Here is a 561-nt window from a genome sequence, read left to right on the forward strand (position 1 = left end):
GTCAGCAGGTGACCATCCAGCTCCAGCGTTTCGCCTTCCTCGGGCAGGCGCTGCAGCTGATACAGGATCAGCCCGCCGACCGAATTGACGTGGTCCGGCGCGCTCAGGTCCTGACCGAGCAGGCGTTCCAGGCGGAAGATCGAGGTGCTGCCGGCGACCAGCAGCGAGCCGTCCTGGCCACGGATCGGGGCATCGCGCACCACGTGTCGGTGCTCGTCCTCGATGTCGCCAACCACCACTTCCAGCAGGTCTTCCAGGGTGAAAAAGCCCAGGATGCGGCCTTCTTCTTCCACGCACAGCGCCAGATGGGTGGTGCCGGTGCGGAATTGCTCCAGCGCGTTGGGAATCGGCGTTTCCAGGGTCAGCACGGTGGGAGGGCGCAGCAGCGGGCGCAGATCGTCCAGGTTCTGGCCGCGTGCCATCGCCACCAGCAAATCCTTGGTGTGCAGGATGCCGAGTACCTGTTCGCCATCGGCATCGAACCAGGGGTAGCGGCTGTAGCGCGACTCACTGAATTCGGCCAGCACCGTCTCCAGGGTCATGCCTTCGCGCAGGCTGCGC

1 protein-coding gene is annotated in these 561 nt (G+C 65.4%); it reads right to left on the reverse strand.

The annotated features are described in order from the left end of the window. The coding region (locus CSC71_RS15330) for a CBS domain-containing protein (RefSeq protein ID WP_162375236.1) at positions 1–561 on the reverse strand (561 nt) is incomplete at both ends.

Source organism: Pseudoxanthomonas sangjuensis, from assembly GCF_010211755.1.
Classification (GTDB): domain Bacteria; phylum Pseudomonadota; class Gammaproteobacteria; order Xanthomonadales; family Xanthomonadaceae; genus Pseudoxanthomonas_A; species Pseudoxanthomonas_A sangjuensis.